Source organism: Geodermatophilus sp. SYSU D00703 (genome assembly GCF_054050155.1).
In genome coordinates this window covers 1-23,111 of sequence record NZ_JBJGYU010000030.1, presented here as the reverse complement: position 1 = coordinate 23,111, position 23,111 = coordinate 1, and the positions used below count along the sequence as shown (strand labels likewise).

General features: G+C 72.9%; 23 protein-coding genes. 10 read left to right on the top strand and 13 right to left on the bottom strand.

The window, feature by feature from the left end; translation table 11 throughout:
• Nucleotides 1-14: 14 nt before the first annotated feature.
• From argF to ACI782_RS21050, 4 genes are all read right to left on the bottom strand, one after another.
• The gene (gene argF, locus ACI782_RS21065) at nucleotides 15-1,019 is read right to left on the bottom strand and encodes an ornithine carbamoyltransferase (protein WP_456912048.1); all 1,005 of its coding nucleotides are present in this window, start codon (nucleotides 1,017-1,019) and stop codon (nucleotides 15-17) included.
• 20 nt (nucleotides 1,020-1,039) lie between these two features.
• On the bottom strand, nucleotides 1,040-2,278 hold the full coding sequence (locus ACI782_RS21060; RefSeq protein ID WP_456912047.1) for an arginine deiminase: 1,239 nt from the start codon (nucleotides 2,276-2,278) through the stop codon (nucleotides 1,040-1,042).
• 28 nt (nucleotides 2,279-2,306) lie between these two features.
• Nucleotides 2,307-3,716, bottom strand: coding sequence for an amino acid permease (locus tag ACI782_RS21055; protein WP_456912046.1), 1,410 nt, complete (start codon nucleotides 3,714-3,716; stop codon nucleotides 2,307-2,309).
• A gap of 146 nt (nucleotides 3,717-3,862) precedes the next feature.
• On the bottom strand, nucleotides 3,863-4,855 hold the full coding sequence (locus tag ACI782_RS21050) for a polyphosphate kinase 2 family protein (RefSeq protein WP_456912045.1): 993 nt from the start codon (nucleotides 4,853-4,855) through the stop codon (nucleotides 3,863-3,865).
• Nucleotides 4,856-5,180: 325 nt separating this feature from the next.
• Between ACI782_RS21050 and ACI782_RS21045 the strand changes: the two genes are divergently transcribed.
• Nucleotides 5,181-6,473, top strand: a complete 1,293-nt coding sequence (locus ACI782_RS21045; RefSeq protein ID WP_456912044.1) for an APC family permease — start codon at nucleotides 5,181-5,183, stop codon at nucleotides 6,471-6,473.
• Nucleotides 6,474-6,555: 82 nt separating this feature from the next.
• On the opposite strand, the gene ACI782_RS21040 is transcribed toward ACI782_RS21045, so the two are convergent.
• A complete protein-coding gene (locus ACI782_RS21040; protein ID WP_456912043.1) occupies nucleotides 6,556-7,404 on the bottom strand; it encodes a class II glutamine amidotransferase in 849 nt (282 codons plus the stop codon).
• 100 nt (nucleotides 7,405-7,504) lie between these two features.
• Between ACI782_RS21040 and ACI782_RS21035 the strand changes: the two genes are divergently transcribed.
• Nucleotides 7,505-9,145, top strand: a complete 1,641-nt coding sequence (locus tag ACI782_RS21035) for an MFS transporter (protein ID WP_456912042.1) — start codon at nucleotides 7,505-7,507, stop codon at nucleotides 9,143-9,145.
• A gap of 172 nt (nucleotides 9,146-9,317) precedes the next feature.
• On the opposite strand, the gene ACI782_RS21030 is transcribed toward ACI782_RS21035, so the two are convergent.
• The 3 genes from ACI782_RS21030 to ACI782_RS21020 all read right to left on the bottom strand — a co-directional run bounded on the left by ACI782_RS21030 (nucleotide 9,318) and on the right by ACI782_RS21020 (nucleotide 10,815).
• Complete coding sequence (locus ACI782_RS21030; RefSeq protein WP_456912041.1) at nucleotides 9,318-9,845, bottom strand: DUF1269 domain-containing protein; 528 nt, start codon at nucleotides 9,843-9,845, stop codon at nucleotides 9,318-9,320.
• Between the two features lie 45 nt (nucleotides 9,846-9,890).
• A complete protein-coding gene (locus ACI782_RS21025; RefSeq protein WP_456912040.1) occupies nucleotides 9,891-10,151 on the bottom strand; it encodes an SHOCT domain-containing protein in 261 nt (86 codons plus the stop codon).
• 85 nt (nucleotides 10,152-10,236) lie between these two features.
• Nucleotides 10,237-10,815 (bottom strand): HdeD family acid-resistance protein, encoded by a 579-nt coding sequence (locus tag ACI782_RS21020; RefSeq protein WP_456912039.1) that lies wholly within the window; start codon nucleotides 10,813-10,815, stop codon nucleotides 10,237-10,239.
• Between the two features lie 115 nt (nucleotides 10,816-10,930).
• On the opposite strand from ACI782_RS21020, the gene ACI782_RS21015 reads away from it, so the two are divergent.
• The 3 genes from ACI782_RS21015 (at nucleotide 10,931) to ACI782_RS21005 (ending at nucleotide 14,054) form a co-directional block, all read left to right on the top strand.
• The gene (locus ACI782_RS21015; protein WP_456912038.1) at nucleotides 10,931-11,434 is read left to right on the top strand and encodes a hypothetical protein; all 504 of its coding nucleotides are present in this window, start codon (nucleotides 10,931-10,933) and stop codon (nucleotides 11,432-11,434) included.
• A gap of 32 nt (nucleotides 11,435-11,466) precedes the next feature.
• A complete protein-coding gene (locus tag ACI782_RS21010; RefSeq protein ID WP_456912037.1) occupies nucleotides 11,467-12,876 on the top strand; it encodes a DUF2252 domain-containing protein in 1,410 nt (469 codons plus the stop codon).
• A 566-nt stretch (nucleotides 12,877-13,442) separates the two neighbouring features.
• A complete protein-coding gene (locus ACI782_RS21005; RefSeq protein ID WP_456912036.1) occupies nucleotides 13,443-14,054 on the top strand; it encodes a potassium channel family protein in 612 nt (203 codons plus the stop codon).
• An 8-nt stretch (nucleotides 14,055-14,062) separates the two neighbouring features.
• On the opposite strand, the gene ACI782_RS21000 is transcribed toward ACI782_RS21005, so the two are convergent.
• Nucleotides 14,063-15,652 (bottom strand): hypothetical protein, encoded by a 1,590-nt coding sequence (locus tag ACI782_RS21000; protein WP_456912035.1) that lies wholly within the window; start codon nucleotides 15,650-15,652, stop codon nucleotides 14,063-14,065.
• Nucleotides 15,653-15,779: 127 nt separating this feature from the next.
• Here ACI782_RS21000 and ACI782_RS20995 point away from each other — a divergent pair, with 127 nt between their 5' ends.
• The 3 genes from ACI782_RS20995 to ACI782_RS20985 all read left to right on the top strand — a co-directional run bounded on the left by ACI782_RS20995 (nucleotide 15,780) and on the right by ACI782_RS20985 (nucleotide 19,533).
• Nucleotides 15,780-17,624: a glycoside hydrolase family 15 protein gene (locus ACI782_RS20995; RefSeq protein ID WP_456912034.1), complete on the top strand. Its 1,845-nt coding sequence runs from the start codon at nucleotides 15,780-15,782 to the stop codon at nucleotides 17,622-17,624.
• Between the two features lie 90 nt (nucleotides 17,625-17,714).
• On the top strand, nucleotides 17,715-18,077 hold the full coding sequence (locus tag ACI782_RS20990) for a carboxymuconolactone decarboxylase family protein (protein WP_456912033.1): 363 nt from the start codon (nucleotides 17,715-17,717) through the stop codon (nucleotides 18,075-18,077).
• A gap of 49 nt (nucleotides 18,078-18,126) precedes the next feature.
• Complete coding sequence (locus ACI782_RS20985; protein ID WP_456912032.1) at nucleotides 18,127-19,533, top strand: MFS transporter; 1,407 nt, start codon at nucleotides 18,127-18,129, stop codon at nucleotides 19,531-19,533.
• Nucleotides 19,534-19,594: 61 nt separating this feature from the next.
• Here ACI782_RS20985 and ACI782_RS20980 read toward each other — a convergent pair whose 3' ends face one another.
• The 3 genes from ACI782_RS20980 to ACI782_RS20970 all read right to left on the bottom strand — a co-directional run bounded on the left by ACI782_RS20980 (nucleotide 19,595) and on the right by ACI782_RS20970 (nucleotide 20,815).
• A complete protein-coding gene (locus ACI782_RS20980) occupies nucleotides 19,595-19,969 on the bottom strand; it encodes a PLD nuclease N-terminal domain-containing protein (RefSeq protein WP_456912031.1) in 375 nt (124 codons plus the stop codon).
• Between the two features lie 91 nt (nucleotides 19,970-20,060).
• A complete protein-coding gene (locus tag ACI782_RS20975; RefSeq protein ID WP_456912030.1) occupies nucleotides 20,061-20,519 on the bottom strand; it encodes a hypothetical protein in 459 nt (152 codons plus the stop codon).
• A gap of 65 nt (nucleotides 20,520-20,584) precedes the next feature.
• Nucleotides 20,585-20,815: a hypothetical protein gene (locus ACI782_RS20970; RefSeq protein WP_456912029.1), complete on the bottom strand. Its 231-nt coding sequence runs from the start codon at nucleotides 20,813-20,815 to the stop codon at nucleotides 20,585-20,587.
• A 335-nt stretch (nucleotides 20,816-21,150) separates the two neighbouring features.
• Here ACI782_RS20970 and ACI782_RS20965 point away from each other — a divergent pair, with 335 nt between their 5' ends.
• Both ACI782_RS20965 and ACI782_RS20960 read left to right on the top strand, forming a co-directional pair.
• Nucleotides 21,151-21,552, top strand: a complete 402-nt coding sequence (locus tag ACI782_RS20965) for an SHOCT domain-containing protein (protein WP_456912028.1) — start codon at nucleotides 21,151-21,153, stop codon at nucleotides 21,550-21,552.
• A 50-nt stretch (nucleotides 21,553-21,602) separates the two neighbouring features.
• Nucleotides 21,603-22,220 (top strand): Rv1733c family protein, encoded by a 618-nt coding sequence (locus ACI782_RS20960; RefSeq protein WP_456912027.1) that lies wholly within the window; start codon nucleotides 21,603-21,605, stop codon nucleotides 22,218-22,220.
• Nucleotides 22,221-22,274: 54 nt separating this feature from the next.
• Here the strand turns inward: ACI782_RS20960 and ACI782_RS20955 are convergent, their stop codons facing one another.
• Nucleotides 22,275-22,778 carry a DUF6325 family protein gene (locus tag ACI782_RS20955; RefSeq protein ID WP_456912026.1) on the bottom strand — a complete coding sequence of 168 codons (504 nt, stop codon included), beginning with the start codon at nucleotides 22,776-22,778 and terminating at the stop codon, nucleotides 22,275-22,277.
• Nucleotides 22,779-23,111: the final 333 nt, after the last annotated feature.

Sequence of the window (23,111 nt, the reverse complement as noted above, 5' to 3'; positions counted from 1 at the left end):
CTCCCGTCGCAGCGTCAGTCGCCGATGGTGGCGAGCATGACCGCCTTGATCGTGTGCAGCCGGTTCTCGGCCTGGTCGAAGGCGATGTTGGCCGGCGAGTCGAACACCTCGCCGGTCACCTCGAGCCCGCCGGTCATGCCGGTCAGGTCGGCGACCTTCCGCCCGACCGCGGTGTTGGTGTCGTGGAACGCCGGCAGGCAGTGCATGAACCGCGCCCGTGGCTTCCCGGTGAGCTCCATCGCCCGGGCGTTGACCTGGTAGGGGGTCAGCTCCTCCACGCGTGTCCGCCACACGTCGTCCGGCTCCCCCATGGACACCCAGACGTCGGTGTGCACGAAGTCGGCGCCCGGCAGGGCCTCGGCCGGGTCGGCGGTCAGGGTGATCCGCGCCCCGGACTCCTCGGCCCGCTCCCGCGCGAGGTCCTGCACGTCCTTGTCGGGCCAGAGCGCCTCGGGGGCGCAGATCCGCACGTCCGAGCCCATGATCGCGCCGGTCACGAGCAGCGAGCGGCCCATGTTGAACCGGCCGTCGCCCGTGAAGCAGTAGGTCAGCTCGTGCGCCGGCCGGCGGGCGTGCTCGGTCATGGTGAGGAAGTCGGCGAGCATCTGGGTGGGGTGCCACTCGTCGGTGAGCCCGTTGTAGACCGGGACCGCCGAGTTGGCGGCGAGCTCCTCCACCGTGGCCTGGGCCTTGCCGCGGAACTCGATGGCGTCGAACATCCGCGACAGCACCTTGGCGGTGTCGGCGGCCGACTCCTTGTGCCCGATCTGCGAGGACGCCGGGTCCAGGTAGGTGACGTGACCGCCCTGGTCGTAGGCGGCGACCTCGAACGCGCACCGGGTGCGGGTCGAGGTCTTCTCGAAGATCAGCGCGACGTCCCGGCCGCGCAGCCGCTGCCGCTCGCTGCCCGACGCCTTCGCCCGCTTGAGGTCGTACGAGAGGTCGAGCAGGAACTGCAGCTCGGCAGCGGTGAAGTCCGCCTCCTTGAGGAAGTCGCGGTTGTGGAGGTTGAGGGCCATGACGGGCTCCGTCCGCGGGCTCAGGCGACGGCCGTGTCAGCGACGGCATCGCGCTCGATGGGGCAGGACATGCAGCGCGGCCCGCCGCGGCCGCGGCCGAGCTCCTCGCCGGCGATCGTCACGATCTCGATGCCGTTCCTGCGCAGGAACGTGTTGGTCGTCGTGTTGCGCTCGTAGCCGAAGATGACGCCGGGGGCGACGGCGAGGAAGTTGTTGCCGTCGTCCCACTGCTCCCGCTGCGCGCCGAGCAGGTCGATCGGCGTGCGCATGACCCGCACCTTCTCGACGCCGAGGGCGTCGGCCACGACCGGCCAGAGCTCGGGGTTCTCCGTGACCTGGTAGTCGCCCCCGCTGCCGATCGGGGTGAGCGTGAACGACCGGAGCGTCTCGGGCAGGTGCGGGTACACGCTGAAGGCGTCGCGGTCGATCATCGTCATGGCCGTGTCGAGGTGCATGAACGCGCGCGTCTTGGGCAGCTCGACGGCGATGACCCTGGTGACCCGGCCGTGCTCGAAGTACCGACGGGCGAGGAACTCGATGCCCTGGGGGCTGGTCCGCTCCCCCATGCCGACCATGACCGTGCCGTTGCCGATGACGAGGATGTCGCCGCCCTCGCAGTTGGCCGGGTCGTGGTTCGCGCTGTCGTTGCCGTAGTAGAAGTGCGGCGGATCGGCCGCGAACATCGGGTGGAAGTTCCACACCACCCGGGAGTTGATCGTCTCCCGCTTGCGCGCCGGCTTGCTCATCGGGTTCACCGACAGCCCGTCGTGGACCCACGCGGAGTTGTCCCGCTGGAAGAGGTGGTTGGGCAGCGGCGCGAGCAGGAAGTCGTCGTCGTCGAGGTACTCCAGCAGCAGGCTGGAGGTCTTCGGCAGGTCGAGGTCGGACTTGAGGACGCCGCCGACGAGCGCCTCGGCCACCAGGTCTGCCGGCCGGGTGCCGATGAGCTCGTCCAGCGGGGCGTCGAGGGCAGGCCCGAACCGGGTCGCGGTGGTCAGCTCCTCCTGCAGGAACTCCCGCGCTCCGGGCTGGTCGATCGCCTGGGCCAGCAGGTCGTGGAACAGGTACACCTTCACGCCCTTGGTGCGCAGCTTCTCGGCGAAGGCGTCGTGCTCCTCCCGGGCCCGCTGGGCCCACATCACGTCGTCGAACAGCAGGTCGTCGACGTTCTGCGGGGTGAGCCGGGTGAGCTCCAGGCCGGGCCGGTGCAGGATCACCTGGCGCAGCTGCCCGACCTCGGAGTCGACGCGGAACGGCATGGCTCTCGCTCCTTCTGCTGGGCGCGGGTCAGGGCCGCCAGGCCGGGACGGCAGGCGGCTCGGACATCGAGGTCCGGTGCCTGAGGTAGATCGGGATGCCGGCCAGGAACGCGCCGCCGGCGAAGATGAACGGCAGGTACTCCTGCCAGAGGCTCCCGCCGGTGTTGCGCGAGTACCAGATGAACAGCACCGAGAAGGCCAGGCCGACCACGGCGACGCCCACGTCGCGCACGAAGCGCGGGGTCTGCAGCTGCCGGTGGTCGAGCACCCGCCACTTGACCTGGGCCAGGGCGGAGAAGGCGTACGGGATGGCGGCGGTGATGCCGCTCATGAAGACCAGGGTGTTGAACACCGTGATCCCGACCGAGCCGGCGTAGGACATGATCATGAACAGCGACGCCAGCGCGGTGGACGAGATGATGCCGAACGCGGGCACGCCGTGCCGGTTCAGCTTGCCGAAGGCCTTCGGGAACAGCCCGTCCTTGGCGGCGGCCAGCGGCATCTCCGCGCAGATCATCGTCCAGCCGTTGAGCGCGCCGAAGCCGGAGACCACGACCAGCGCCGACATGACGTAGCCGGCCCAGGTGCCGCCGAAGACCTGGTTGACCGCGGTGGCGAACGGCGCGGTCGACTCCGACAGCGTCGCGGTCGAGACGATGCCGAAGACCGCCGTCAGCGACAGCAGGTACACGGCCGCGGTGCCGAGGGTCCCGAAGATGGTGGCGCGGGGGACGTTCTCGTCGGGGTCGCGCACCTTGGCGGCGGCGACGGCCGCGCACTCGACGCCGAGGTAGCTGAACAGGCACAGCGCCATGGCCCCGCCGATGGCGCCCATGGTGCTCTGGCCGCTGGTGTTCCAGACGGCGAAGTTGGCGCTCTGGACGTAGAAGAGCCCGACGGTGGACATGAAGACCAGCGGGATGAACTTGAGCACCGACGTCCACATCTGGACCGTGCCCATCGCCTTGACGCCGTTGAGGTTGATCGCGGCGGGCAGCCACAGCCCGATCAGCGCGAGGACGATCGAGAACAGCGGGTTCTGGTCCTGGTTGACGAACTCCTCCACGTACAGCACCCAGCCGACGACGATCGCCGCGTTCCCGGACCACGCCGTGATCCAGTACAGCCAGGCGTTGGAGAAGCCGGCGAGGTTGCCGAACGCCGCCCGGGCGTAGGCGTAGGGGCCGCCGTCGGCAGGCAGCCGGCGGGACAGCGAGGAGAACATGACGGCCAGGGCCAGGGCGCCGATGGTGGTCAGCGCCATGGCGACGAGGCTGATCGGCCCGTACGCGGCCAGCGACGCCGGCAGGTTGAAGATGCCGACCCCGATGATGCTGCCGACGATGAGCGCGGTCGCGGCGCCCAGGCCCAGGGTCCCGCGGGGCTCCTGCTCGACCGGTGTGGCCGGACCGGCCGGCGGAGCGGATGCGGTGCTCATGGACCCCTCCGGGAGTCGCTGGGGACGGCGTCATTGCAGCCGGGGCGCGGGAACGGGTCCTCCTCCCCCGTGGATGAATCACCCGGTGGCGGGCGGGGAGCCGGCCGCGCCCGGCCGGCGAACGGCTCAGCCGGAGCTGCGCGCGGTCACCCGGTACCGGCAGCGGCCGGCTCGACGACCTCCCGGGGGCTCGGGACGTCCGTGCCCCGCCGGGCGCCGTCGACGGCGGGCCCCTCGGCCGGCGCCTGGGCCGCGAGCTCGGCCCGGGCCGCCTGCAGCCGTGCCCGGTCCTCGTCGCTCACGTCGGGGAACCGCGGACCGATCTCGATGAGGGTGTGGGCCAGGACCGCTGAGACGCAGAGCCGGGCGAACCACTTGCGGTCCGCGGGGACGACGTACCAGGGCGCCCACGCCGTGCTGGTGGCCGAGAGCATCTCGGAGAAGGCGTCCTGGTAGTCGTCCCAGAACCGGCGTTCGGTCACGTCGTTGGCGGAGAACTTCCAGTTCTTCTCGGCCAGGTCGATGCGGGCGAGGAAGCGCCGGCGCTGCTCCTCCTTCGACAGGTTCAGGAAGAGCTTGACCACGGCGATCCCGTTGTCGGTGAGGTAGCGCTCCCAGTCGTTGATCTGCCGGTATCGGCGCCGCCAGATCCCGGAGCCGCGCGCCTCCGGCGGCAGCTTCTGGTGGGCCAGCAGCTCCTGGTGCACCCGGACGACCAGCACCTCCTCGTAGTGCGACCGGTTGAAGATGCCGATCTCCCCGCGCGCCGGCAGCCGTCGGGCGTAGCGCCAGAGGTAGTCGTGGTCGAGCTCCTCGGCCGAGGGTGCCTTGAAGCTGTGCACGTGCACGCCCTGCGGGTTGACCCCGCTCATCACGTGCCGGATGGTCCCGTCCTTGCCCCCGGCGTCGAGGGACTGCAGGCAGACCAGCACGCCGTGGGTGTCCTGGGCGGCCAGGCGGGCCTGGTACTCCGCCAGGAGCGTCACGCCGGTCTGCAGGAGGTCCGCCCCGTCCTCCTTGTGCACGAAGCTCGCCTTGTACCGGGGGTCGAAGTCCTTGCCCAGGCGGACGGTGCTGCCGGGCTTCACACGCAGCGGCTTGATCGCGTCCGCTATCCGCCGGGCTCTCTGGTCGGCCATCGTCGTCCTCCGGGGGCCGGTCGCGTCACGCGTCGGCCACCCTCGCGCCCACCACCACGCGCGCCATCCCCCCAGGCGGATGAGCACGTCCCCGCAGCCGACCGGCACCGGTCCGCCGGCAGTGCCCCGAGCGGGATCGAGACGCCCCGCGCCGGAGGACCGGGCGCCGACCGTGATCATCCGAGCGGGATGAGGGGCCCCCGGGTGTCGCCGAACACGCTGGACGACCACCGCTCCGGTGGAGGAACGGCTGCACCGTCACTGCGATCGCCGACGCAGCGGCCGGTGGCGCCCCGGCGAGGGCGCGGCACTCGTGGGAGGGGCCATGGCGGTCCAGCAGAAGGGGTCCACGAAGCTGTCGGTGCGGCAGGCGGCCTTCATCGGGGTGGGCTCCATGGTGGGTGCGGGGATCTTCGCACTCCTCGGCACCGCGGGGGAGGTCGCCGGGGCGGCCGTGTGGCTGTCGTTCCTCTGCGCCGGGGCTGTCGCCCTCCTGCAGGGCTACTCCTTCGCCCGCCTCGGCGCGCGGTACCCCTCGGCGGGCGGCTTCCTGGAGTACGTCCGCCGCGGGTACGGCGACGGACACGTCACCGGGATCATCGCGTGGCTGCTGTTCGCCACGAACGCGATCATCACCGCGATGGTGGCGGTCTCCTTCGGCAGCTACGCCGCCGCGGCCTTCGACGGCGGCATGCCGTCGATCAAGGCCCTCGCCGTCCTCGTCATCCTGGTGATGGCGGTGCTGAACATCCTGGGCTCCCGCGCGGTTGCCCGGGCACAGACGGTCGTCGTGGTGGTGGTGACCGGCATCCTCACCGTGTTCGCCGTCGCCACGATCTGGAACATGGACCCGAGCCTGCTCGCGTTCGCCGGGTATCCCTCGCTGCGCGCGATCGTCTCCAGCGTCGCGCTCACCTTCTTCGCCTTCCTCGGCTTCGGCGTCATCACCTTCACCGCCAAGGACCTCACCGATCCCGCACGGCAACTCCCACGCGCGGTGTACCTCGCCCTGGGCATCGCGACCGCCGTCTACGTCGCCGTGGCCCTGGGTGTGTTCGGCACCCTGACGGTCGACCAGGTGGTCGCGTCCGGCGGCACCGCGCTGGCGGTCGCGGCGCAGCCCGTCCTCGGGCAGCTCGGCTACTGGATGATGAGCGTGACCGCTCTGTTCGCCACGGCGGGCGCGACCAACTCGGGCCTCTTCCCGGCTGCGGGCCTCTGCGAGGAGATGGCCCGGAACGGCCAGTTCCCGCCGGCGCTCGGCCGCCGGTTCGCCGATCGTGCGCCCGCCGGCCTGCTGCTCACCGTCGTGCTGGCAGCCGGGCTGGCGGTCTTCTTCGACCTGAGCGCGATCGCGTCGATCGGCAGCGCGGTCGCCCTCGTGGTGTTCGCGCTCGTGACGGTCGGCCACCTGCGCATCCGTGGGGAGACCGGCGCCCGTGGCTGGGTGCTGTGGCTGGCGATCGTCACCACGGTGGGCGTCCTGGTGACGTTCACGCTCACCACGCTGGTGGAGGAGCCGGCCACCGCCGTCACGCTGCTGGTGATCCTGCTGCTGTGCCTCGCGGTGGACGGGGTCTGGAAGCGCGGGCGGAACCGGCTGCCCACCGCTCCCTGACACGCGGCGCGGTGCCGAACCCGGCCTCATCCCGACGAGAGGAGACGTCCGCGACCGTTCCGCGGTACCGCCGCTCGACGCCTCAGGTGGCGGCGAGGGGGGTGAAGGGCGCGATCTCCTGGTGACCGGCGCGCACCAGCGCCCACGACGCCTCCGGGACCTCGTGCCACGCTCCCGGCAGGTCACGGAGCGGCTCGGAGACGATGAACCGGGTGTCCGGGCCGAGCTGGTCCAGCGCCTCCAGGTCGGGGTACAGCTGCCGCACCTGGGACACGTCGCTGGAGTAGTACAGCGAGCTGGTGTCCTTCTCCGAGGAGTAGCGGAAGGCCCAGACGGACTCGCCGTCGCTGGTGGCGACCGTCATGTGGACGGGGTGCTGCACGCCATGGCGCCGGCCGACGTCCTCGACCAGGCCGACCGCACGGGCCACTGCTCCCGGAGGGTCGTCGGCCAGCCCGAAGGTGAGAGCGAGGAAGAACAGCGTCTCGGTGTCGGTCGACCCCTCGATGGCCGGGTACAGCGAGGGGTCGACGGCCAGCACGAGGTCGCGCTTCACCTCGGCGAACTGCGCCAACGACCCGTTGTGCATCCACAGCCAGCGGCCGTACCGGAACGGGTGGCAGTTGCTGCGCTGCACCGGGGTCCCGCTGGAGGCGCGGACGTGCGCGAAGAGCAGGGGCGTGCGGATCTGCCCCCCGAGCTCCCGCAGGTTCTCGTCGCTCCAGGCCGGCTGCGTGCTCTTGTAGAGAGCGGGCGCTCCCCCGTCGCTGTACCAGCCGATGCCGAAGCCGTCACCGTTGGTGGCGAAGCCGCCGAGCCGGGCGTGCAGGCTCTGGTCGATGATCGAGTGAGCCGGTCGGAACAGCAGTTCCCCGGCGGAGACCGGGTCGCCGAAGTAGGCCATCCACCTGCACATCGCCACCTCGCTCACCCGTGGAGCCGGGCGTTCCACGCGGTACCAACCAACCAGCCCGGCCCGTCGCGGGCCTCACTCGCGGAGGATGACGCCCGCGGCCGCTCACCACGTCGGGATGAGCCGTACCGATCCCGGTGCGCCCACCATCCTCAGAATGGCCGTCGAGAAGCCGGACGCTGCTCCTCCCTCATCCGGCACGGGCGGTCGCCTGCTCGCCGTCCTCCTGGCGATGGCGATGTTCGTGCTCGTCGTCGACACCTCGCTGATGAACGTCTCGATCTCGGCGGTCGTCCGGGACCTGGGCACGACCGTCTCCGGTGTGCAGTCGGCGATCGCGCTGGAGGCGTTGGTGTCCGCCGCGTTCATCCTGATCGGCGGCAAGGTCGGCGACCTGTTCGGGCGCAAGCGGGCCTACGTGCTCGGCCTGCTGGGCTACGCCGTCGGCGCCGTGGCCATGACACTCGCCCAGAGCCTGGCCGCGATCATCGTGTTCTGGGCACTGGTCGGTGGACTCGGCGCCTCGCTGCTTCTGCCCGCCATGCAGTCCCTCGTCCACGGCAACTTCGACGGCGCCGCCCGGACCAAGGTCTACGCCGTGGTCGGCGCCGCGGCGGCCATCGCTGCCGCGGTGGGTCCGCTCCTGGGCGGGGTGATCACCACCTACCTGTCGTGGCGGGTCGGGTTCGCGCTCGAGGCCGTGATCATCGCGGCCGTGCTGTGCGGGCTCCGGCTCGTCCACGACGTGCCCTACACCGGTCCGCGGCGCGTCGACGTCGTCGGCTCGGCCCTGTCCGTCGTCGGGATGGGCGGCATCGTGCTGAGCATCCTGGTGTGGCAGGAGGGCGGCGAGTCCGTCGGCGCGCTCATGGTGGTCGGGCTCGCCGCGATGGGCGCGCTGGTGTGGTGGCTGCGCCGCCGCAAGCGCCTCGGCCGGCCGACCCTGCTCGACCCGGACCTGTTCTCGTCCCGGTACTTCCGGCTGGGCGTGTCCGAGCAACTGCTCCAGCAGATCGCCCTGGGCGGCACGATGATCGTGCTGCCGATCTACCTGCAGATGGTGCTGGAGTACGACGCGCTGCAAGCGGGCCTGTCCATCGCCCCGCTGTCGCTGAGCATGTTCGGGGTCGCCCTGCTCGCCGGCAAGCGCGCCGGACGGCGGCGCCCGTCCACCGTCGTCCGCTGGGGGTTCGGACTCCTCACCGCAGGGCTGACGCTGCTGCTCCCGCTCGTGCCCCGCGCGGACTCCGGCTGGTACCTCCTGGTGCCGCTGCTGATCGCCGGGTCCGGGTTGGGACTGCTGGTCTCGCAGCTGAACAACTACACGCTCAGTCCGGTCTCCGACGAGCGGGTCAGCGAGGCCGCCGGGGTGAACTCGGCAGCCGGGTCGTTCGGCTTGTCCTTCGGGCTGGCCTTCGCGGGGGCGATCATGCTCGCCACGCTGGCGACGGCGTTCACCGCCGCCGCAGAGAGCAGCGACGTCCTCTCCCCCGCCGAACAGGAGCAGGTGGCCCGCGTGCTGGACGAGGACGCGCAGCTGATGAGCAACGCCGGACTCGAGGAACTGCTCGCCGGTCAGCCGGCACCGGTCCGGGCCGAGATCATCCGGATCAACACCGAGACCCGGCCCCTGTCCCTCCAGGTCGCCCTGGTCGTCCCGATCCTCGCGGGGCTCGCCGGGCTGGCCAACTCCTTCCGCATGGCCCGGCTCCCCGACCCCACGCCCTCCGGCTCGACCGAGGGTCTGGCGCTGGGCTGATCCGGCGCTGGGCTGACCGGCTGTCCCTGACCGGCTGTCCCCCGCCGCGCCACGACGGGACCGGACCCCCGTCCGAGGTGGACGACTCCTGCTGGTCGCCCTGCTCCCGCCGACCGGGCACGCACCAGGGGCCCGGCTGCCGCAGCAGCCGGGCCCCGGCCCGAGGTCGCGCTCAGCTCGTGGGTGCAGGCGTCCTCGGTTCGGGCGCCACCTGCTCCTCCGCGAACACCTCGCGCAGCTTCTCCTCCTGGTCGGAGCTGAGGTTGCTCTCGACCAGGACCATCTCCTGGCCCTCGAACGCCTGCCTGACCTTGTCCACCACGGCGTCCGAGGAGAGGACGAACAGCGCCGACGTGCCGGGCTGGATCTCGTCCCGCATCCGGCGGATGAAGCTGTCGTCGATGCCGACGTCGGTGAGGCTGCCGGTGAGTGCGCCCATGCCCGCACCGATCGCCATCCCCAGCAGCGGGACGAAGAAGATCAGCCCGAACAGCATGCCCCAGAACGCGCCACCGAGGGCGCCGGCGCCGGCCATGTTGGTCAGCTGCCGGGTCTTGGGCTTCCTCGCACCCTCCGGGTAGCTCACGATCGCGGCGTCGTGGATCCGGATGAGCTCCCTGCGTTGCAGGTCCTTGAGCGTCGCCTCGGCCCTGTCTGCGCCGTGGGCGGTCGGGAACTTCCAGACGGTCATGGTGGCCATGGACTTCTCCTCGGGGTGTGCGCGACCGGACCGGGCGGCCCGGGGTCAGGAGTTGAGGATCTGGCTCTTCTGGAGCTCGAACTCGGCGTCGTCGAGGACGCCGGAGTCCCGGAGCTGGGCCAGCTCGCGCAGCTGGGCCAGCTTCGTGTTGGTGTCGGTGCGCGGCGGGGCCTCGGGTGCGGGCTCGGCGTACTGCGGCTCCTGCGCGTAGTAGCCCTGCTGGTTGGCCCACCGGTTGGCCTGGCGGCGGGAGACCCGGTTGGACACGGCGGTCGCCGTCCCCGCGACGACGGCGGTGCGGGCCATCCCTCGTAGCAGTCCTGGCATGTCGGTTCCTCTCTCCTGCTCGGTCCCGGCCGGCGGGCCGGCTCGCTCGTGCGGACGGTGGTGCTCAACCCATCGAGGGGAGTCCTCGCGCGGTGCCGGGGCGCCAGAACCCGGCGGCCACCAGGGCCAGGCCCAGGAAGACGACCTGCAGGCCGAAGACGATGCAGAGCACCAGGACGGTCGCCTGGGGCCAGACGATGGCCAGGACGCCCACGATGACGTTGACCGCGCCGAGCGCGACGAGCCAGCCCCACCCGGGGATCTCCCGTCGCGCGACGACGGCGAGGCCGACCCGGCCGGCACCGTGGACGATCAGGGACAGCCCGGTGATCAGCACCAGCGTCCAGAGGGTGAGGCCGGGCCAGAACGCGGCCAGGATGCCGCCGAGCACGAGGATCGCCCCCAGCACGAGCGACCCCGTGCGGTGCCGCTCGGCGTCCCACGCGACGGCGATCTCCAGCAGCCCGCCGACCACGAAGGCCAGGCCGATCAGCAGCGCCAGGCTGCGGGCGGCGGCGACGGGGTTGAACAGCAGCACGATCCCGATGACCACGACGGCCACGCCGAGCAGCCCGACCGCGACCCGGAGCCCCTTGTGCCTCGACGGCGCGGCCGCGTAGGGACCGGACACGTTGGCGGTCATGACGGTTCCTCCCCGGGTGGCGTTCCTGGCTCCCGAGGTTCGCCTGCGGCCCGGTGCGTGACCTCATCCCCCCTGGATGACGCAGCCGCCCGCCCCGGCCCTGCACCGTCGGGTCATGAGGCGGAGAAGCGCAGCCGGGATCGGGGCCGTCGTCGTCGCGCTGGCGGTCGCCGCGTGCTCGGACTCGGGCTCGTCGTCGAGCCCTGCGGCATCCGGCACCGCGACGTCGAGTGCTCCGGCGTCGAGTGCTGCGACGTCGGGCACCGGAGCGTCGGGCACGGCGGAGGCGTCGGGTGCGGCGGTGTGCCAGGCCGCCGACGACCTGCGGTCGTCGGTCACCGCGCTGGGGGACGTCCAGCCCGTCCAGCAGGGCACCGACGCCGTGAAGGGGGCGTTCGCGTCGGTGAAGAGCGACCTGGCGAAGCTGCGCGAGGACGCCGGCGACGAGTACGCGAGCCAGGTCGACACCGTGCAGGCCGACGCCGACCAGGTGCAGACCGCGATAGACACGGCGCAGGGCAACCCCTCGGCCCAGACCCTCGGCGCCGTCGCCTCCGCCATCGGAGTCCTCGTCCACGACGCCGATTCCCTCCTCGACCAGGTGAGCTCGACGTGCTGACGACAGCCCCGGCGTCCCACGACGATCGCCCCGTGCGGGACGCCGCGCCGACCACCAGGCCCACTCCGAAGGAGCGGCGCGCCGCCGGCAAGGTCCTGCGCACCGCCGTCGCGCTCGACGCGCACGCGGAGTTCTCCCGGACGGCGTCCTCGCCCGACCCGCTGGCCCTGCTCGTGGAGCAGGGGGCGACCCGGGTCCCCGACCTGCTGCCGATCCGCTACGGACGCATGCTCCAGTCGCCCTTCGCCTTCTACCGCGGTGCCGCGCGGGTGATGGCGGCCGACCTGGCCGGGACCCCGCGCTCGGGACTGACCGTGCAGATGTGCGGGGACGCGCACGTCTCGAACTTCGGGATGTTCGGCTCGCCGGAACGGCGCCTGGTGTTCGACGCCAACGACTTCGACGAGACGCTGCCGGGCCCGTTCGAGTTCGACGTGAAGCGACTGGTCGCCAGCCTGGAGATCGCGGGCCGGCAGAACGGCGTCCCCCGCAAGCGGCGGCGGGCCGTGGCTCTCGCGGCCGGCGCCCGCTACCGGACGGCCATGGCCGAGTTCGCCCGCGCCCGCGACATCGACGTCTGGTACTCGCACATCGACGCCGACCTGCTCACCGTGCAGCTCGCCCCCCGGCTGGACCGGGCACGGCGCGACCGTCTCGCGCAGGCCCTCGACCGGGCTCGGACACGGGACACGCTGCAGGCGTTCGGGAAGCTCACCGAGGTGGTCGACGGGGCGCCGCGGATCAAGGCGGACCCCCCGCTGCTCGTGCCGCTGCGCGACCTCGCCCCCGGAGCGGAGGGCGACGACCCGGCCGAGGCGTTCCGCCTCCTCATCCGGCAGTACCGCGGCACGCTGCAGTCCGACCGGCGCACCCTGCTGGAGCGTTACAGCTACGTCGACATGGCGCGCAAGGTCGTCGGCGTGGGCAGCGTCGGCACCCGCTGCTGGGTGGTCCTGCTCGTCGGGCGCGACGAGGACGACCCGTTGCTGCTGCAGATCAAGGAGGCCGAGCCCTCGGTGCACGCGGAGTTCGTGGGCCGGAGCCGGTACACCAACCAGGGGCAGCGGGTCGTGGCCGGCCAGCGCCTCATGCAGCAGGCCAGCGACATCTTCCTCGGCTGGCAGCGGACGGCCGGGATCGACGGGGTCGAGCGGGACTTCTACATCCGGCAGCTGCGGGACTGGAAGGGGTCGATCGAGGTCGACGACCTGCGTCCGCAGGGGCTCGAGGTCTACGGCGAGCAGTGCGCCTGGTGTCTCGCCCGCGCCCACGCACGCTCCGGTGACCGCATCGCGATCTCCGGGTACCTCGGTTCCTCGGCCGCCTTCGAGACCGCGATCGCCGACTTCGCCGAGGCCTACGCGGACGTCAACGAGGACGACCACCGCCGGCTGGCCGACGCCGTCGCCCGCGGTCGGATCCCGGCTCGCACCGACCTCTGACCGCGGTCCGACCGTGGGTCGGCGTGCGCTCACCCGGCGCCGACCCCGGGTCGTCCGGGGCCCGGTGGTCGGAAGGGCGGGCGATCACCGTCCGGTGGAGAGACTGCGGCGGTGGCTCGTCAGCTGCGGGTGGTTCGGGTGCCGGGGGTCCAAGGCCGGGTGGTCGGGTCGTGCGGGTGACCCCGGAGGCACGTGCAGGACGCCGTCGTCGGTCATGGCGGACCGCCAGCCGCGGGCAAGGGTCTCTTCAGCCGGTGGTGACTGCGGCACAGACAGGCACAGGTCGGCGCAGTCGGTCGCCCCGCCGCAGGCGTGCGGGACGACGTGGTCGAGGCCTGCCCAGCCCACCCGTTGCCCGCAGGCGGGGAACCGGCAGGCGCGGTCGCGGGTGGTCACGAACCGGCGCTGGGCCCGGGGCGGGCCGTCGACCTCGCCCGGTTCCCACCAGCGCTACCCGAGGAGGCGCCGCGTCCCGTCCGTGGCGACCAACCAGCACCCCACTGCTGGGGCCCGCTCACCCGGGGCGGGTGATCCTCGGCGGTCGTCGCCGCGCCAGCATCGGCCGGGTGGACGGTCCCGCCCGCGCCGAGCGGTCCCCCGGACGGGGCGCCGCGGCTGCCCTGCCCACGGAGCGGACGGCGCCCGGCGATCCTGGGCGGCGGCCACTGCTCGTGGCCGTGGTGCGGACGGTCCTCACGAGTGTGGGCCTGCTCGTCGTCTACTTCGCGCTGCCCCTCGACCGCGCGTTCACCGCCGCGACGGTCGCCGCGCTCGGCGCCGGCGTGGTGGCCATGGGCTTGTTGGTCACCTGGCAGGTGCGGGCGATCCTGAGGGCGCCGCACCCCGCGCTGCGGGCGGTCGAGGGCATCGCGCTGTCACTCCCGCTGTTCCTCCTGCTGTTCGCCACCACGTTCGTGCAGCTCTCCGGCACCGACCCGGACGCCTTCACCGAGCCCATCAGCCGCGTCGACGGCCTCTACTTCGTCGTCACGGTCTTCGCCACCGTGGGCTTCGGCGACATCGCCCCGGTCAGCGAGGTGGCCCGGGTCCTCACCACGGTGCAGATGGTCGGCGACCTGGTGCTGATCGGGCTGGTGCTCAAGCTCTTCCTCGCCGCCGTCGACCGCCGCCGTCGAGCGAGCATCGACCCGGGCGCGCCGCCACCGGACGCCGGCTGACCCGCGCGTCACACGCCGAGCAGCCGGTTCTTCTCGCGGCCGAACTCCTCGTCGGTGAGGACGCCGGCGTCCCGGGCGCTGCCCAGGCGCACGAGCAGGTCGAGGCGGTCGTTGAGCGTCGAGATCGTCTCCGGCGTGAGCGCCGCCGGGACGAACCGCTCCGGCTCGGGCACGACCTGGACCGGTTCCACCGCGGTCGCGACCGGAGCGCCGCCCGGCGCGGCCTCGGCCGCGCCGTCGACCCGGAGGGGACCTGCACGGGGGGCAGGGACGACCCCAGGGGTCACCGGGGCGCCGTCGGCGGCGACGCCGACCGCCCCCGTCGCGGGCACGGCACCGGAGGTGATCGGCTCCGCGGGTGCCGGCTCCGGGGCCCGGCTCTGCAGCAGCTCCAGCGCCCCGATGTAGAGCGCGACCAGGGCCGCGATCCAGATCAGCACCGACAGCGTGGGGGCGGGCCAGAACAGCAGCACCAGCGCCCCGAGGATGATGCCGCACCAGCGTGCGGGGACGAGGTAGTCGCGGACGAACCCGCCCAGTCGGGCGGTCCGCTGCGGCAGGTCCAGCCCCTCGGCGAACGCGCGCGTCCCGGCGGCCACCCGCCGCGTCCAGGGCTCACGGACGTCGGCGTCCGCCGCCGGCTCGGCCCCCTCGGCGGCGAGCGCCGCGGCCGCGCGGGACTCCTCCCGCCTCCGGCGCAGCGTCGCGCGGGCCGAGGCCACGCCGCGCCGCACCCCGGCCACGATCCCGAGCCGGCCCCAGACGAGCGTGAGCACCAGGAGGAGCAGGGCGGCACCGAGCAGCCACAGCGTCCAGGACCGCAGGCTGGCGGCGAGCACGTCGTAGATCGCCCCGACGGCGTCGCGGTTCTCCACCCGGACGCTCGCCACGAGCGCCCCGCGGCCAATCCGCAGCGCGAGCAGCACCAGCAGGGTCAGCACCGTCGTGGTCACCGCCCAGGCGCGCAGCGTGCCCCGGCGGTGCCGCGAGGTGCCCAGCGCGCCGGCGAGCGTGCCCAGCGACAGCAGCCCCAGCCACCACCAGACCGACTTCAGCAGGTCGACCGCGGTGTAGAGCTGCGGGGCGTCGGCCGGGGTCACGATCGTGACGCCGACGTCGTCGGGCAGCAGGTCGAGGATCTGCCCGGCGATGCCGGTCTTCGCCGAGTCGGGGATGCGCTCCTTGGCCTGGCCGAGGGTGAACCGCACCGACTCGCCGGCGACCAGCTGGTCGTGCGCGGAGGTGAGCGCCGCCTGCGTCAGCGGCCGGAACGGGTCGCTGGTCAGCAGACGCCGCACGCCCGTGGCCACCAGTGACCGGATCCCCTCCTCGACCGTGGAGCGGAACTGCTGGAGCCGGTCGGGCAGCAGCGCCACTCCCTCGTCGATGGCGGCCTTCACATCGGGGTTGGTCATGACCGTCGACGTCACCTCGTCGGTGATGCGGGCCTCCACCTGCGGCAGGTCCACCATCGTCTCGACGGTGGCGACGAAGACCGTCGTATTGATCACGGTGCGGCGGGTCCACAGCGAGGTGCTGGCCAGGACCAGGGCGACGGCGCTGATGAGAACCAGCAGCCCGACGGCGAAGCGGCGCATGGCTCCTCCCCTCCCGCGGGCGCGGAACCCGGCGGTCAGCGGACCAGCCTGGTTCCGGTGGACCGCCGAACTCATCACCCCCGGGGGATGAGGCGCCCGGCGAGCCGCCCGCGTCACGGTCGCCGGCATGACCGAGACGCCCAGGACCGAGACCGCCATCGCCGAGCACGGGCTCATCGGCGACCTGCAGACCGCCGCGCTCGTCACCACCGACGGGTCGATCGACTGGTTCTGCGCGCCCCGCTTCGACTCCCCCAGCGTCTTCGGCGCGCTGCTGGACGACGAGCGCGGCGGCCACTTCCGGATCCGCCCGGCGGGTGTGGAGTACACGTCCAAGCAGATGTACCTGCCCGACACCGCCGTCCTGGTGACCCGGTTCTTCACCGATGAGGGCCTCGGGCAGGTCGTCGACTTCATGCCGCCCGCCGGCGACAAGGCCACGGACAACCACCGGATCGTGCGGATCCTCGACTGCGTCCGCGGCCGGGTGACGTTCGACATCGATGTCGCCCCCCGCTTCGACTACGGGCGGCAGGCGCACCGGGCCGACGTGACGGCGAACGGCGCCGTCTTCACCGCGAACGGCCAGCGGCTCACCCTGCACGTCGTCCGCGAGCCGGACGACGAGCGGCTGATCCAGGGCGCCGGGGACGGCGACGGGCACGCGACGCTCCCCCTGGAGGCGGGCCAGACCCGCGGGGTGGTGCTCGAGTGGGGCGGGAGCGAGCCACCGCGTGAGATCCGGCCGGCCGAGGTGCGGGCCCTGTTCCAGGAGACGGTCTCCTTCTGGCGCTCGTGGGTGTCCCGTTCGACCTACACCGGTCGATGGCGGGAGGACGTCCAGCGGTCGGCGATCACGCTGAAGCTGATGACCTACGCCCCCACCGGCGGCCTCGTGGCCGCGCCCACCGCGGGCCTGCCCGAGCAGGTCGGCGGGGAGCGCAACTGGGACTACCGCTTCACCTGGGTGCGCGACGCCTCGTTCTCGGTGCACGCGCTGCTCAAGCTCGGCCTGACCGCGGAGGCCGCGCAGTTCGGCCGGTGGATGGGCGACCGCATCCGCGAGCGGGTCGGCTCCGACAGCGGCCCGCTGAACATCATGTACCGCATCGACGGCTCCTCCGACCTCAAGGAGGACGTGCTCGACCACTGGCGCGGCTACCGCGGCTCGACCCCGGTGCGCATCGGCAACGGCGCCGCCGAACAGTTGCAGCTCGACATCTACGGGGAGGCGCTCGACAGCGTCTACGCCGGCATCCGGGCCGGCCTGCCGCTCCCGCACGCGGGCTGGACGGCTGTCAGCCACGTGCTCGACTGGCTGGTCGACAACTGGGACCAGCCCGACGAGGGGATCTGGGAGACCCGCGGCGGCCGGCAGCCGTTCACCTACGGGCGGGTGATGTGCTGGGTGGCCTTCGACCGCGGCATCCGGCTGGCCACCGAGCACGGCCGGCCCGCGGCGCTGGAGCGCTGGCGCGCCGCGCGCGATGCGATCTACCAGCAGGTCCTCGAGCGCGGCTTCCACTTCCAGCGGCAGGCCTTCGTCCAGCACTACGACACCGAGGTCCTGGACTCCGCGCTGCTGCGCATGCCCGCGGTCGGGTTCGTCGACGGGCGTGACCCCATGTGGACCACCACGCTGGCGGCGATGGACCGCGAGCTGGTCACCGACAGCCTGGTCTACCGCTACGACCCCGAGGCCTCCCCCGACGGGCTGCGCGGGTCGGAGGGCACCTTCTCGCTGTGCACGTTCGCCTACGTCGACGCGCTCACCCGCGCCGGCCGGCTGGACGACGCCCGCACCGCCTTCGAGAAGATGCTGACCTACGGCAACCACGTGGGCCTGTACTCCGAGGAGATCGCCCTCACCGGCGAGCAGATCGGCAACTTCCCGCAGGCCTTCACCCACCTCGCGCTCATCGACGCCGCGACCACGCTCGACGCGGCCCTCGACGGGCGCCCGCCCCGCTGAGCCGCGTGCTCGTCCGCAGCGGGTGAGGACGGACGGCGGCCGGCGCCCGACGCTGGACGTCCGTCCGTCCCGCCTCGTCCAGGAGGAGCCATGACCCAGACCACCCCCGACAACGCGCTCGAGAGCATCGCCCAGGGCGACGCACCGGTCCTCGAGACGCTGCTCGCGATGAACCTCGACGCGGCCGAGCGGTCGGGGCTGGACGCCGAGACCTACCTGCTCGTGCGGCTCGCCGCCCTCGTCGCCATGGACGCCGCGCCGATCTCCTACGCGATCACCCTCGGCGCCGCGGCCGAGGCGGGCCTCACGGCGGAGAAGGCCCAGGCCGTCCTGGTCGCCATCGCCCCCGTGGTCGGCAGCGCGCGGGTGACCGCGGCGGCCGGCGCGATCCTGCGCGGGGTCCTCGGCGCGGCCGCCCTGGCCGACCAGGTCCCGGAGCAGCGCTCCTCGTAACCGCGCCGGCCCGACACCGCCGCCCGGCGCCGATCCCGGAGGACCCGCCATGACCAGGACCGGCGCCGGACCGGCGACGGCGACCGCGGGGGCCGTCGTCCTCCCGCTCGCCCTCGCCCAGTTCATCGCCAGCTACGCCGCGTCGAACATGAACGTCGCGATCAGCACGATCGCCGACGACCTGGACACCGACGTCGCCGGGATCCAGACGACCATCACGCTGTTCACGCTGACGATGGCGGCCCTGATGATCCCGGGCAGCAAGCTCACCGACATCTGGGGCCGCAAGTACTGCTTCATCCTCGGCCTGGTGGTCTACGGGGCCGGTGCCCTGCTGGCCGCTCTCTCGCAGGGGCTGGGGATGCTCACGATCGGCTACTCGCTGCTCGAGGGCGTCGGCTCGGCGCTGCTCATCCCGCCGATCTACATCCTCATCACCGTGGTCTTCGACGACCTGAAGACCCGGGCCAAGTGGTTCGGCGTGGTCAGCGGGGCCGCCGGGCTGGGCGCCGCCGCCGGGCCGCTGATCGGCGGCCTCATCACCAGCTACGTGAGCTGGCGGGCCTCGTTCCTGCTCCAGGTGGTCGTCGTGGCCGTCATCGCCCTGCTGGCGCGGCGCATCGACGACCCGCCGCTCCCGGCGCAGCGGCCGCGCTTCGACGTCGTCGGCGCGGTCCTGTCGGCGGCCGGGCTGTTCTTCCTGGTCTTCGGCGTCCTGCAGACCAACACCCTCGGCTGGGGTTCGGCCCGGGTGTGGCTGGTCGTCGGCCTGGGCGTCGTGGTGCTGGCCGGCTTCTTCCTGTACGCCCGCGCCCGCGAGCGCGGCGGTCGGGCGCCCCTCGTCTCGCCCGCCCTGTTCGGGAACCGGACGTCGAACCTGGGCCTGCTCACCCAGACCGTCCAGTGGCTGGTGATGCAGGGCTCCTTCTTCGTCATCTCGGTGTTCCTGCAGCAGGAGCGCGGCTACTCGGCGATCCAGACCGGCCTGATGCTGCTGCCGGCCACCATCGGCATCCTGCTGTCGTCGGCGATGGCGCAGCGGATGGCCAGCCGGCACCCGCAGCGGTTGCTGATCCGGGCCGGGTTCACCGTGACCGTCGTCGGACTGCTGCTCCTCCTCGGCCTGGCCCGGCAGGACTCCGCCGTCTGGACCTTCTGGCCCGGCCTGTTCCTCATGGGGTTCGGCCTCGGCGCGATGCTCACCGCGTCGGTCAACGTCGTGCAGTCGGCGTGGCCGGAGGAGGTCCAGGGGGACATCTCCGGGGTCTCCCGCAGCGTGTCGAACCTCGGCTCGTCGCTGGGTGTCGCGATCGCGGGCTCGGTGCTCGTCGCGGCGGCGGCCGGCGGGAACCCGCCGTTCCTCACCGCGATCCTGGTGGTGGGCGGCTTCACCGTCGTCGGATGGGTGGCCGCGTTCCTGCTCCCCCGGGCTCCGCACCGCGTGCCGGCTGCCTGACCGACGACAGCGGCACCCCGGCCGTCGCCGGCCGGGGTGCCGCTGTCGTGAGGCGCAGCGGTCAGCTGGGGACCTTCGGCACCAGGCGCTCGTACTCGTCGCGCGTGATCGCACCGCTGTCGAGGAGGCCGCGGGCCTTCGCCGTCTGCGTGGTCCCGGCGTCGGCGGCCACCGACCGGATGTAGGCCTCCGTGGCGGCCCGCTGCCGCTCGACCTCGAGCTCGGCCCGCTCGGCCATCGACCGGCCCTGCGAGATCAGGTAGACGAAGACGCCGAGGAACGGCAGCAGGATCGTGAAGACCACCCAGCCGGTCTTGGCCCAGCCCCCGATGTCCTGGCGCCGGAACAGGTCGGAGTAGACCCGGAACAGCAACCAGAACCACAGGATCCAGCAGAAGAAGAGGAACATCGTCCAGAACAGGTCGAGCAGCGGCATGGGGTGCTCCCTCGTGGTCCGGGTGGTCGCGGCAGAGCGTCGCGAACGCCGGCCCGGGGGTTCATCACCCCGGTCGGATGACCCCAGCGGTTCAGACGCCGCGCTCGCGGGGCGCGTCGGGGAGACCGGACATCGCCGCCGTGAGGAAGGGCCCGACCAGGAGGCCGGCGTCCTCGTGCGCCGCCGCGACCTCCACCTCACAGCCGTCGTGCCCGGTGAACCGCAGGGCGACCGGACGCCGCCCCAGGCCGCGCACCTCCCCCGGCTCCAGCGCCTCCACCGTCACCTCCCGGGCGACCCCGACCGCGAGCGGCGTGAGCCACAGCCGCAGCAGGCCGGACCGGAGGAGGAGCACGTCGTCGACCCACGCCGCCCGCGTGCGCCGGAGACACCACCGCGCCTCGGATCGGCGCGACGACGCCGGCGGGCCGACCCGACACCGGAACGAGGGCAGCTCACGCGCGTAGCGGATCCGGCCCCACACCGCCAGGACGACGACCGTCGTCCCCACCAGGACGGCGGCGCCGAGCACCACCAGGACGGGAGACATCGGGCATCACGCTCCCTCGCACACGAGGCGGTCGGGGACGGGGCGGGCGCACGCCGCCGGACTGCTCACGTCGAGCCGTCGACGTAGGACTCCGGTCCGGTCGTGCGGACCTCCATCAGGTCCAGGCCCAGGCTGCGCAGGCGCTGCAGCATGCCGTGCAGACCCGGCTGGTCCGTGGGTTCGGTCCGCAGGATGGTCAGCGGCGGCTCCTCGCCGAGGTCCTCCGCGCCGATCTCCTCGAGGAGCTCGGCGGGGACCGGTCCGCGTACTCGGAGCTCGTACACCTGACGTCCCATCTGCGCTGCTCCTTCTGCTCGAGGCGGGCGCCGTGCGACGGGAGTTCGCCGCGGGAACCCGCTCACCGAGCCGGACGACCGCCGCCGCCGGTTCCCCGGGACGCGGGAGGTCCGATCCGATCCCGTGAGCCTCGCGGGTCGGGGTGCCGGTTGCCTCCTCCTCCGTGGATGAGGCGGCCTCCGGAGGCCGGGACGAGGCGGCCGGGGGCTCCGACGGACCTCGCTCTCCCGGGTGCCGCCGCCGGACGACGCCGAGGAGTCATCCCGCGGGGGCGATGGGGCCGCGCCCGCCGGTGCCCATCCTGGGCCGGAGCGCCCTCTCCCGGAGGTGGACCATGACCGTGGCCGCGGACGGCTACCCACTCGCCGACCTGCTGTGGACGTTCGTCCTGTTCTTCGCCCTGATGGCCTACTTCTGGCTGCTGATCACCGTCTTCGGCGACCTGTTCCGCCGGCGGGACGTCTCCGGCTGGGGCAAGGCCGCCTGGACGGTGTTCGTCATACTCCTCCCCCTCATCGGCTCGCTGACGTACCTGATCGGCCAGGGGCGCGCGATGACCGACCGCGACGTGCAGCAGGCGGCCGCGTTGAAGCAGCGGACCGACGACCACATCCGCGCGGTGGCCGCGCCCGGCTACCGCGGGGTCGAGGAGATCGCCCGCGGCAAGGAACTGCTCGACCGCGGCGCGATCAGCCAGGAGGAGTTCGAGCAGCTCAAGCGGCGCGTGCTGGTCTGAGCACCCCGCCCACTCCCCGACAGCGGACGGCAGGAACCGAGGGCCGTGGCATGAGCACTCCGACGGACACCGCGCTCCGCCGCTCCGTGCGGTGGTTCACCCTGGGGTCGGGGCCGCTGAAGCGGGGCTCGGACCGGCTCCAGGTGGCCGGCCGGCTCGTCGTCGTCCTCGCGCTGCTGGTCGCCCCTCCGCTGGCCGTGGCCGCCTCGGCGGTCACCACCGGTCAGCTCGAGGCGCTGGCGGCGGAGGAAGCGGCCGAGCGCACCCACGTGGACGCCGTCCTGCTCGAGGACGCGCCCGAGGCGCCACAGGCTGCCGGTGCCGGCTACGGCGGCGAGGACCCGGTGACCGTGCCGGCCCCAGCCGTCTGGCCGGTCCCGGGCGGGACGGAGCGCCAGGGAGTCGTGCTGGTCCGCCCGGGCGTGACTGCCGGGACGACCGTCCCCGTGTGGGTGCACCGAGACGGGCACATCACCCGCGCACCCATGGACCGCAGCCGCATCGACAGCTCGGCGATGTCGATCGGGGCGGTCTTCTTCTTCGGGATCCCGCTCGCGACGTGGACCCTCTACGCCCTCCTCTGCGCCGCCCTGGACGCCCACCGGGACCGCCGGTGGGCGCGGGGCTGGGCGGCGGTGGAACCGGATTGGGCGACCCGGCTGCTCTGAGGCAGCCGGGTCACCGCCGTCCGGACGGTCAGTCCACCGGCGCCGTCCGGCCGGTCAGTCCACCGGCCGGGCCGGCTCCGGCGCCGTGGTGGTGGACTGCTCATCGGCCTCGAGCGCGTCGAGCGTCGCCGCCAGCTCCTGCAGCGGGATGTGGCCGGACGCGACCAGCTGTCCACCGGACCGGCGCAGCGCGGCGGCGAACGGAGCCGCCCAGACGTTCTCGTAGACCAGCACACCCGCGGCGGTCCCGGGGTCCAGTGCGGAGGCTGCCTCGGCGAGGTCGTCCGGGCGGAGGAGGCCGGAGTCCGCACCGTCGAACAGCGCCGCCTCGACGACCTTCATGCGCTCCAGGTCGACCTGGCTCAACGTCGTGACGGTGCCGTCCTCGTCCTTGCGGATGAACTCCAGGTCGAGGATGCGGATGACGCCCCGGTCCACGAGGTCGATCAGCAGTGGGAAGGCCTCCCCCGTCATGCGTTCGACCGGGAAGGCCACGACGAGGTAGTCGACCGGCCCCATCTGGTCGAGGTCTCTGCCCTGTTCGAGGTCAGCGGTCATGTCTCCCCCAAGGGAACGAGGAACGGTGCTCGGCGCTCCCACGGTGCCCGGGGCCGCCGGTCCCCTACGTCACCCGGCGCGGACGATCTGCGCGGTCAGCGGTACGGCGGCGAACGCAGACGACCCAGCCCGCCCAGCCGTGGGCGGCCGGGCGGCGCGGCGCCCTCCCGGGGAACGACGGCGGGAGGGTTCGGGATGCGGTCCTGATGCATCTGCCCCTCCGGCACGAGGAGACGCCGGGACGGGCGTCTCCACCCGTCCCGGCGGCAACGCGGCGGGGGGGGGGGGGGGGCCGGGCCGCGGGGGGGGCCCGCCGCCCCCCCCCGCGCCCCG